This window comes from Candidatus Obscuribacterales bacterium (assembly GCA_036703605.1).
Classification (GTDB): Bacteria; Cyanobacteriota; Cyanobacteriia; order RECH01; family RECH01; genus RECH01.
Genome location: DATNRH010000830.1, coordinates 1 through 10138 on the forward strand (window position 1 = coordinate 1; position 10138 = coordinate 10138).

Here is a 10138-nt window from a genome sequence, read left to right on the forward strand (position 1 = left end):
TGCCGAATCATTAGAAACAGGGCAAGAACTACTCCTCCGCGAGGGTGTGTTTGCTCCATTGCGAGGTGAAATGCAAGCCGATCTTTACAAACTGCGTCCGTATCGCATTCTAGAACTGCTGTCTATTCCAGAGTCTGCTGAAAGCTATCGCGTAGATCATCAGCGCGGCATTCAGGTTCTCCAAGAAATGCTGGATGAACGCGGTGGCATTGATGGCACGGGGGATGATCAATCCGGTCTGTCGGTGGATGATTTCCTCAAGTTTATTCAACAACTACGTGCCTACCTCACGGCAGGAGAGCAACAGGCCCTGTTTGAGACAGAGGCCCGGCGTCCCTCGGCGGTGGCTACCTATCTAGCGGTGTATGCCTTAGCAGCCCGTGGCTTTGCCGATCGCCAACCTGCTCTCATCCGGCGCGCTAAGCTGCTGTTGCTGCGGTTGGGTATGCGCCAAGATGTGTACCTAGAGCAAGCGGTTTGTGCGTTATTGCTGGGGCAGACGGAGGAAGCTAGCCGCGCCTTGGAGCATAGTCAAGAGTATGACTCCCTCGCCTTTATTCGCGAACATTCTCAAGATTCGCCCGATCTCCTGCCGGGCCTGTGCCTCTATGGAGAGCGCTGGCTGCAAAATGAAGTATTTCCCCACTTCCGGGATCTGGCCCAAAAGCAGGTATCTCTCAAAGAATACTTTGCCGATGAGCAGGTGCAGGCCTACCTTGAAGAGCTGCCCAATGAACCCGAGCCAGCTAGCCAATGGGCTCCTGCCCAAGCTCGGGAGCATCACGAGAATGGTCATCGAGACTATGCGATGGCTGGTTCAGCCTATGCGACCCGTTCTGTTAACGGCCATCAGCCCTCGGGGGGCTCCGCTGGCTATGGCGCGACGGCGACCCTAGATGCACCGCCGGTGAGTACGGCAGTGCCGGTCGCTGAACGGGTTTCCCATGGGGGCGATCGCCCCATCATGCCGCCCCCCAGCAGCCGTCCACCCCGTCAGAATAAAACCGAGATGCGACGACGGCCCAGCCGCGGCCGTCCTTCTCCCCGTCTTGACCGAATGCTCTTTTTGGTTGCCATTGGTGTCTTTGGCTTGGTTGTGCTCATCTCCCTGCTCAGCCGCATCAGTCGTGTCTTTGGCGGAACTCCTACGGTAGAACCACTGCAGCAGAGTTCTTTGGCGGCTCTTCCCCAAATTTACGCTGAAGCCATCACCCCTCCAGCCCCTAGCCTTAGTCAGGCAGAGTTGACCGATGAACTCGCCCAGCAAGTGGTTGAAACTTGGCTCGCAGCTAAGTCTGAGGCCCTAGGGGAAGCGCACAATGTTGATAGTTTGTCCGAAATTTTGGTGGATCCTGCGCTTTCTACCTGGGAGGCAAGGGCAGCTCAGAGCGTCAACAACAACTGGTATATGGTGTACGAGCATACCGTGACCATTGATCGGGTTGAGGTGAATGAAGAGGTGCCGGAAGAAGCCAGTGTGTTTGCGGCGGTGACTGAAACGGCTGAGCTATATGTGAATGGCCAGATCGACTTAGGAGGATCCTATGATGAGGCTCTCCAGGTTCGGTATGATTTGGTGCGGCAGGATGATCAGTGGCGCATGAGCTCTATGTCTGTTCAATAATGTGCCGGCAGGCGACCGCGGCCTGGAGGGGGAGTGGTAGATGCTGGGCAGTAGCGAACTGCTTCTCTCCCCCATCGGTCTCATCTAGACGGGGGAAGCTACCCTACCGCGCTTTTTGATAACTTTAGACAAGCTCAGCTCATTGCCTTTGGCGTTCCAGCGCACTTCATCAAAAACCTGGTGCAAAATATAGAGCCCTCGACCGCATTCATCAACGTGATGAGAATCATGAAGGTGGGGTGTTTCAATCTGGCATTGGCAGGTGGGTGATGGACTAAACCCTGATCCTTGGTCTGAGATGATCCAAGAACAGCGATCGCCTACGACTGAGAACCGCACCAGAACCGTCTTACCAGGATCGAGATCATTGCCATGTTTGGATGCGTTAACCAGGGCCTCTTGTAGGCCAAGGCGAACCTCGTCTCTCCAACAGGCAGGAATGTCTGTCATCAAGAGATCGAGCACTGGACATAGATGAAGCGTGGAGGCAAAGCTAACTGTGCCCCACTTGCGCCCGCTGGGACGCAGTGAGATAGCAATCACGCAGTAAACCTCTCAGTTTTACAGAATTGAGTCGGACAGTCTGACCATAAGCGATCTCCCCTGTCTCTCAACGGGAGCCTATGGATAGGATCGTTTTGGGCTTAGTGAGGCGATCGCCTCAACCCATAGCGTAACCCTGATCATGCTGCAATCTGTCGCTTGGTCTAGCCAGGCGATTAATTCAGCACTCTTTTATCGTAGCATATGCCCTTTTTGCTCCATGTCACCCCATGGGACTGTTCTCTTAGGACGAGGGCGATCGCTTATAGAAAGGACGTTTCACCACCGTGGCCTCGCAGTGGCGTCCGCGAATGTTGACCGTCAGATGCTGTCCTGGTTTAGCCAGGCTAGGGGGAACATAGGCCAGGGCAATGGGATAGCCGAGGGTGGGAGAGAGGGTGCCGCTGGTGACGTGACCCACCACTTGATCGTCATGCATCACCTCATATCCCGAGCGGGCAATGTTGCGCCCCGTCAACTTCAGTCCTATCAAGCGACGCGGTACGCCATGGCGCTTCTGCTCTTCTAGGGGCGATCGCCCGATAAAGTCTCCCGTCTGATCCAACTGCACGAGCCACGATAGCCCAGCTTCTAGGGGGGTGGTTGCGGCATCGACATCTTGACCATAGAGGGCCATAGCCGCTTCCAAACGCAGCGTATCCCGTGCTCCCAGCCCACAAGGTTCAACCCCAGCATCCAGCAGCGATCGCCACAGAGTTTGTCCCGGTAGGGCATCCAGCATAATTTCAACGCCGTCTTCTCCGGTGTAGCCGGTACGGGCGATAAAGGCCGATTCGCCCAACATGGGTACCGTGACATGTTCATAGCGCCCCACGGATGATAGATCCGTATCGGTATAGCGCTGCACCGTGGCGATCGCCTCTGGCCCTTGTACAGCAATAAGTACCGTTCCCTGAGACTGATCGCTCAGCGTCACGTGGTTAGCATCGAGGTGTTCTAAAAGCCATTGGCGATCGCTGTCGGTTGTGGCGGCGTTGACTATCAACAAAACGCGATCGCCCTCGGTCTTCGTGCTGCCTTGGTTGTAGATAATCAAATCATCCAAAATCCCTCCAGCAGCATTCAGGAGTACTGTGTACTGAGCTTGCCCTGGCTGCAGTTGACTGAGATCGGAAGGCACCAACGTTTGCAAGTGCTCTAGAATGCGCTGCCCCGTTAAGACAAACTTGCCCATATGGGAAATATCAAACATGCCAACGCGATCGCGGACAGCTCGGTGTTCTTGGGTAATGCCACTAAATTGCACCGGCATTTGCCAACCCGCAAACGGCACCATGCGGGCCTGGTCATGGAGAGAATATAGCGGAGTTTGGTATAGCACGCTACGGTCGGAATCAGTCATAACCCAAAATACTCATCAACCTGACGCCACAGTATTTCATATCCAGGCCGAGAACACAATTTTCATGGGGGCTCTCGTTGGCCATGTTCTATTAATGCTCTGTAAGATCCGTCAACGCTTTATCAAGGATGCGTAGAGAACATCAGTGGGGACATTTTTCCTAGGGGAGTGATCAAGGCTCCCTAGGAGACACCGATGGGACATCATCTTTGGGGAAGCGATCGCTCTTGATTCAGAATCTCCGCAGAGATAAAACCCAGCAGTGTGAAGAGACCTTAGAGGAAATATAAAGTTTCTGAATGGTTAGCGTAATTCCTACAATTGTTACCGAATGTATTCAATACCATGGGGGTACTCTACGGGGATTTGCCTAGTCGATTTCCAATTTACATCCTAGGACAACCTATCTAGTTCGTTGGCGATTGGCAAAGACCAACGTCTAGACCTGCTTGATCGTTCAAGGACGAACAGTGCTGAGTCTAGAGGTTGGCGGCGCAGCCAGATCTTGTGCTTTTTGTGCAAGCTATAGCCAAACTTCAATGATGTTGTGGTCTCACGCTCTCAATGATGGTGGGCATTACGCTCAATTCTTCCTAAACTTGGAGAATCAGAAGGGGCGTCTAGACCACAGTCAAACCGTACAAGCTCATCCGTTCTAGATCTATATATTCATGGCGTAGCTGAACCGCACGAGTCGTCCTTCGCTTACCATGAGTAACTGAAGAATCATCTAGGCGTTAGTTTTGGTACTGATGTCGTGGTTCTAACTGGGTCATGCTTGTCTCCTGAATGGGAGGATGCATAGAACGATATGCTGTTCGGAAGGAGCTTGGTATGAGACGGTATAGGGACGTTGGAGCGAGCCATATCATGTGGTATCCCTCTCCTATTTTGGGAATCTTAAGGCTAGGTTTCTTCGTTGCGGTTTGATTTCCGACCTTTCGCTTGCTACACCCAGACACCAGAGCATGATGATTGCTAAATCTGAAAACCCGGACTATCCAGTAACCGTATCAGACCAGACTGCCATGGTTGTGATGCCAGAAATGTTTACTGTGAATCAGGCAGTGTCCTTTAAGCAAGCATTCCAGAGCGTCTGCCAGGATATCCCCTCCCTGACTCAAGCAAAGCTTGATTTCCGTCAAACGACGTTTATTGACAGCAGTGGGATTGGCGCACTGATTAGTGCTTTGAGAACCGCTCAACAGCAGGGCGTTCAGCTTAAACTCTTTAATGTATCCAGCCAGGTGATGATGGCACTCGCCATGACGGATCTGGATAAAATTTTTGAAATTGAGCAATCGACCGGTATCGCGCAGGATCTGAAAGCACGCCCCAGTCGAGACCAGCAGCCCCATCCCACTCATCCATCGATTACATCGCCGACCAAACGTGTGATTGATATTGTAGGAGCTCTTGTCGGTTTGACGATTACTGGTGTGCTGCTGATCCCCATTGCGATCGCCATTCAGCTTGATGATCCAGGGCCCCTCTTTTTTGGGCAAGTGCGCTGCTCTTGGATGGGCAAGCGTTTTAGAATGTGGAAATTTCGTTCGATGGTGGCGAACGCAGAAGCCCTGAAGCACCAAGTTGAGAATCAGGTAAGTGGGCCGTTGTTTAAGAATGCCAATGATCCTCGCATTACCCGAGTGGGACGGTTTCTCAGACGGACTAGTTTAGATGAACTGCCTCAGTTTCTCAATGTATTAAAAGGGGATATGAGTTTAGTGGGGACTCGTCCGCCCACCCCAGATGAAATTGAAATGTATGAAATTCCCCAGTGGCAGCGGTTAGATGTCAAGCCTGGTATGACGGGTGAATGGCAGGTGAATGGTCGCTCGTCGGTTACCAGTTTTGAGGATGTCATTCGTCTTGACTTGAAGTATCAACAAAACTGGAGCCTCTGGTACGACATCCAGCTCATTTTGAAAACCATTGCCGTTTTATTCAACAAGAAGTCTGGTGCGATGTAGAAGGCTGCTGGGGTTGTTGCGACGACTCAAGTAGGCCAGCAGACCTATGAGGAGGACGATGCCGGTCGTGTATTTTACGGCATTGGGAATAGCTGGGTTGGGCGAGAAGAAGCCTTCAATCACGCCAGCCACGATCAACATAGGAACGACACCATAGACAAGCCGGGCTGCAAGTAGCCCGTATTTTTTTAGGGCATCTACTCGACGATAGATGCCCGGAAATAGGAGTGCCCGTCCTAAGAGAAGTCCTGCACCTCCAGCGAGGAAAATAGCCGGCAGCTCTAGGGCTCCATGGGGAAATACGAAGGCCCAAAATGGCCAAGCTAGCCCATTCTGTCCAACTAGCGCCCCGATGGAGCCCAAAAATAGTCCATTGAAGATCAGAATATAGACGGTGAATAGCCCGCCGGTCATACCGCCAGCCACGGCATTGAAGGACACCCGCAGATTATTGATCATAATGTTGCTAGAGGCTAGGGGCTCTACACCTAGAATGCTGCCCATCCACAACTCACCACGGCGTACCATGGTGATCAGGTCACTAGGAACCAAGATGTCCATGTAGGTTGGGTCATGCCAGGCCAGCCACCAGCTTACGGCGGCAGGAGCAACAAGCAGGAGGGTGCTGAGCAGAATGTAGCCTCGACATTGCTGGACAGTTTCAGGAAACCCTGACTGGATGAATGTGAGCAGCGATCGCCATTCTTGCCGGCGAGAACCTTGGTAGATTTGAGCATAGCCGCGGACTGTCAGGGATTGAAGACGTCGCATGAGATCGGGCCCGAGGTTGTGGGTGCGGGCACGTGCCAGATCTGCAGAGACCGATCGATATAGACTAGCCAGGTTCTGAATATCCTGGGCGGAGAGGGTGCGCAGACCACGACGTTCTGCTTGAGCAAGCAATCCTTCTAAGTCCTGCCAGCTTTTTTCTCGCTGGGCAACCCATCGCTGGATATCCATAAGCTCTATCGGTAGCGTTTCGCCCCAGTGTAGCCTGATCCTGGAAGCTGTCCTCAAGATCTAGAGCAGCTCTCAACATCTCGATCCATGCCGCGCCGATCTATCCTAGCGATCGCTCAACCGGCTCCCAGGGTCGCCATGCCTAAGATCTTGATAATATTCCTCAAAAAAGACTTGCAGCAATTGGGCAAAACAGCTTTTAATGGAAACTTAAGGAACGCCTGAATTCAAGATATAGTCTAGAGGTATGGTCTCCATCGGGTCATTCTGACGGTACAGGCATGAATGGAGATCACCAATAGAGGCGAAGGGCACCATGACCATGGGATTGCTCATCTGCTTAAGAGCCATCTATAAAATCATGGGATTGCCAGATGGGAAACCGGTAGGGTATCGCCACGCTACCGACACAGGCGGCTGGATCTTGAAGATCCGTTACCGTTCTTTAAGGCGATCGCCCCAAAACCATCGATAACGTTAAGATTATTAAGATAAACTGCCGGGTAGAACCCCTATTTGATGAGTCTATCGTTACAATAAGTAACAAAAATTAGAGGACAGAGAAGGTTAAAACTATGGGTCGAGTTGGAGTTTTGCTACTTAACTTGGGCGGACCAGAGCGCCTAGAGGACGTTCGTCCGTTTTTGTTTAATCTGTTCTCTGATCCTGAAATCATCCGCATTCCCTTCACCTGGATGCAGAAGCCACTAGCTTGGCTGATTTCCACCTCACGGGCTCGCAAATCCCAAGACAACTACCGGCAGATTGGCGGTGGATCACCCCTGCGCCGCATCACCGAAGAGCAGGCGCAGGCCTTAGAGGCTTCTCTGCGTCAGCGGGGGCAAGATGCTCAGGTCTATATTGGGATGCGATATTGGTATCCCTTTACCGAAGAAGCGATCGCTCGCATTAAGCGCGACAAGGTGGAAAAACTGGTCATCTTGCCGCTCTATCCCCAGTTTTCCATCAGCACCAGCGGATCGAGTTTTCGGCTGCTGGAAAAAATCTGGGATGATGACCCGTCCCTGAAAAATATTGAATATACGGTCATTCCCTCGTGGTATGACAGCCCTGGGTATTTAAAGGCCATGGCCGATTTGATTGCTCAGCAACTTGATCAGTTCCCTAACCCAGAGCAGGTGCATGTGTTTTTCAGCGCCCATGGGGTGCCGATTAGCTATGTGGAAGAAGCGGGGGATCCCTACCAGCGCGAAATTGAAGACTGTACCGCGCTGATCATGAAAACCTTGAGTCGTCCCAATGCTCATACCCTAGCCTATCAAAGTCGGGTAGGGCCGGTAGAGTGGCTAAAGCCCTATACCGAAGATGCCATTGCAGAACTTGCGCATGATGGCGTGGAAAACTTAGCCGTTGTTCCCATTAGCTTTGTCTCAGAACATATTGAGACTCTGCAAGAAATTGACATGGAATACCGCGAAATTGCGGAAAAAGCGGGTATTGAACACTTTCAGCGGGTGCCCGCCCTCAATACCCATCCCATGTTTATTGAAGATTTGGCCACGATGGTGGAGCAAGCGATCGCCTCCCCCAGTATCCAGTTCTCGGATGTAGTCCGTCCTCCTGAAAAGATCAAGATGTATCCTCAAGAGCGTTGGGAATGGGGATTGACGACGGCTGCAGAAGTCTGGAATGGTCGCTTGGCGATGCTGGGCTTTATTGCCTTGATGTTGGAACTGATCAGTGGGCGCGGCCCGCTCCATCTAGCGGGGTTGCTGTAGGGAATATCAGCCCCTGGGGCGTTTGCTCACCCAAAGATTGCTCTGTTAACGGTTCGGTCTGATAACAACTAGGGTAAGACAGGTTGCCGTCGGGGTGCCAATGGATCCGGAGAATTTGTGGTGGACGGATCCATCGTCAACTCGGCTGAATGACCCCCTTGTTGCTGCCGCTGCGTCTACAGAGTCTTTTGAGCTACCTATCTATGACTGACATTCAGTGCCAACCTGCCTTTGGACAGCATGTCCCGACGAGGGAGCATTCTACCGAGTTGCCCCTCGCTCAAAGTATTCATCAAATGACCGATCTGTTGAGACGATATCTCAACCTAGGAGATTTACAGCGTGTGGGTGTTAAGCTGTCGCTGCAAGCAGAATCCTTGCGATCGCCTTTGGCTGCCAAGATGGATTTGCCCCAAGCTGCCGGTCAGACTGCCTCGCCTCATGCTCTTCTAGTTTCTAATGTGGCAGGATCCCCCGATAGAAAGCGCCCTCTTGGCGTAGCTCGACGGCTGCCCCTAGGGTCTCAAGACACCATCGAAGAGGTTGCCCGCCGCATTCTCGACACTCGGCGCATTACCCGTACCGATCAAAATTCGCTCCTCAGCATCACCCTTTCGCATGTCACCCTGAAATCTCAAGAGAAGGTTTTGGTTGATAAGGTATTTGACGGACTCAAGCTAGGTATTTTGAAGGTTATGGATTGAAGGGCAATTAAAGATGGACGTCTAGGCTCAGAACATAGCGTCCAAGATGCAGACGGTTGGCCCAAAGTTCATATTCAATACGCAGGGACTTGGGTAGCGTATCTTGGGTGAATTCTAGTCGCCGCGTGAAGTTCCGTAGGCGAAACTGTCGTCCATGGTGTGGCTGAAAGTTTTGCAACCAGTAGCGACTCAATCCATAAACCCCTTCTTCCCAAAAATGGCGATAGCTGCTGTCTCCATCGCCTTGCATAGTCATGATCACCCGGTAGGGAGAGACTTCTAGCCAAATGAGACGGGGCGATCGCTGGGTGGCTGCCACGGTCGCTGATGATCGTGATGGCATGTGGTGATGCAGAGAGGGTTCCGTCAGCAAAATATGGAATTGTTCCGCGTCTTTTTGATAAACAGCCGCTGATGTTTCCGTGACGGACCATAGGGGCATGTCAAACGACATGAGAGAAAGACAGACCGGTTTACGCGGATGGGTGAGCATAGAGCAGTAGGGATAGATGTCAGACAGGCGATCGGTGGACAGCAGACAATCGAAACGATGGGGTCTAGCCCCGCTGCGCTGTCAACGAGCGCGGCAAACACTGCATCAGGATGATACTTTGAGTGTATTCCGTGGGTTCAAGAATGAAAAGGCGCTCGGCAAAGACTTAATGTGATGCAAGGTTGGTGGCCTACATCCGTCGTTGATGCTCTGTCATCCCGTTATCGATCCTGTAGGCAGTGAAACGCAGGCTTCTTGTCTAGGTTGCCCTAGGTTCGCGTTTTATCCAAACAGTCGCCGTTACCCCTCCAAAAGAGATAGGATGCTGACGAACATATCGCCCGGATCGTTTGCCGGATTTGGTGGTCATTGTCCATGGTTGTTGCCACGATCGCATTACAAACTCACGATACTCATCACACCCTTGCTATTGCGCCGCCCGCAGCGGGTTGGTCACTACGGGGAACTATTCGCGTACCGGGGGATAAGTCCATTTCCCATCGCTCACTGATGCTCGGGGCGATCGCCCAAGGTAAAACGCAGATCCAAGGATTGTTGCTGGGTGAAGATCCCCGCAGTACGGCCCATTGTTTTCGCGCCATGGGGGCTCAGATTTCTGACCTGAATGTGGATCATGTTGAGGTGGAGGGCATTGGTCTGGGTAACTTGCGCGAACCCTCCGATGTGCTGGATGCCGGTAATTCTGGTACCACCATGCGGCTGATGTTAGGTATTTTAG

At 52.2% G+C, this 10138-nt stretch carries 9 protein-coding genes; 5 read left to right on the forward strand and 4 right to left on the reverse strand.

Going from position 1 to position 10138, the window contains the following annotated elements:
- A partial coding sequence (locus V6D20_17105; protein ID HEY9817500.1) for an ARC6/PARC6 family protein occupies positions 1-1624 on the forward strand: 1624 nt, incomplete at its 5' end.
- A gap of 84 nt (positions 1625-1708) precedes the next feature.
- Here V6D20_17105 and V6D20_17110 read toward each other — a convergent pair.
- Together V6D20_17110 and gcvT are read right to left on the reverse strand one after the other, a co-directional pair.
- A complete protein-coding gene (locus tag V6D20_17110) occupies positions 1709-2167 on the reverse strand; it encodes an ATP-binding protein (protein ID HEY9817501.1) in 459 nt (152 codons plus the stop codon).
- Between the two features lie 244 nt (positions 2168-2411).
- On the reverse strand, positions 2412-3530 hold the full coding sequence (gene gcvT, locus V6D20_17115; GenBank protein HEY9817502.1) for a glycine cleavage system aminomethyltransferase GcvT: 1119 nt from the start codon (positions 3528-3530) through the stop codon (positions 2412-2414).
- A 968-nt stretch (positions 3531-4498) separates the two neighbouring features.
- Between gcvT and V6D20_17120 the strand changes: the two genes are divergently transcribed.
- Positions 4499-5503 carry a sugar transferase gene (locus tag V6D20_17120; GenBank protein HEY9817503.1) on the forward strand — a complete coding sequence of 335 codons (1005 nt, stop codon included), beginning with the start codon at positions 4499-4501 and terminating at the stop codon, positions 5501-5503.
- On the opposite strand, the gene V6D20_17125 is transcribed toward V6D20_17120, so the two are convergent.
- Complete coding sequence (locus V6D20_17125) at positions 5474-6463, reverse strand: stage II sporulation protein M (protein ID HEY9817504.1); 990 nt, start codon at positions 6461-6463, stop codon at positions 5474-5476. The genes V6D20_17120 and V6D20_17125 overlap by 30 nt on opposite strands.
- A gap of 575 nt (positions 6464-7038) precedes the next feature.
- Here V6D20_17125 and hemH point away from each other — a divergent pair.
- Together hemH and V6D20_17135 are read left to right on the forward strand one after the other, a co-directional pair.
- A complete protein-coding gene (hemH, locus tag V6D20_17130; GenBank protein ID HEY9817505.1) occupies positions 7039-8202 on the forward strand; it encodes a ferrochelatase in 1164 nt (387 codons plus the stop codon).
- A 203-nt stretch (positions 8203-8405) separates the two neighbouring features.
- Entirely contained in the window at positions 8406-8906 is a 501-nt protein-coding gene (locus V6D20_17135; GenBank protein HEY9817506.1) for a hypothetical protein, read from the forward strand.
- Positions 8907-8913: 7 nt separating this feature from the next.
- Here V6D20_17135 and V6D20_17140 read toward each other — a convergent pair whose 3' ends face one another.
- On the reverse strand, positions 8914-9249 hold the full coding sequence (locus V6D20_17140) for a hypothetical protein (protein ID HEY9817507.1): 336 nt from the start codon (positions 9247-9249) through the stop codon (positions 8914-8916).
- A gap of 525 nt (positions 9250-9774) precedes the next feature.
- On the opposite strand from V6D20_17140, the gene V6D20_17145 reads away from it, so the two are divergent.
- The coding region (locus tag V6D20_17145) for a hypothetical protein (protein ID HEY9817508.1) at positions 9775-10138 on the forward strand (364 nt) is incomplete at its 3' end.

Bases quoted from the DNA above. Each gene is read 5' to 3' on its own strand.
- gcvT (HEY9817502.1), bottom strand. From the start codon at position 3,530: ATGACTGATTCCGACCGTAGCGTGCTATACCAAACTCCGCTATATTCT.
- V6D20_17140 (HEY9817507.1), bottom strand. From the start codon at position 9,249: ATGCCATCACGATCATCAGCGACCGTGGCAGCCACCCAGCGATCGCCC.
- V6D20_17120 (HEY9817503.1), top strand. From the start codon at position 4,499: ATGATGATTGCTAAATCTGAAAACCCGGACTATCCAGTAACCGTATCA.
- hemH (HEY9817505.1), top strand. From the start codon at position 7,039: ATGGGTCGAGTTGGAGTTTTGCTACTTAACTTGGGCGGACCAGAGCGC.
- V6D20_17125 (HEY9817504.1), bottom strand. From the start codon at position 6,463: ATGGATATCCAGCGATGGGTTGCCCAGCGAGAAAAAAGCTGGCAGGAC.
- V6D20_17135 (HEY9817506.1), top strand. From the start codon at position 8,406: ATGACTGACATTCAGTGCCAACCTGCCTTTGGACAGCATGTCCCGACG.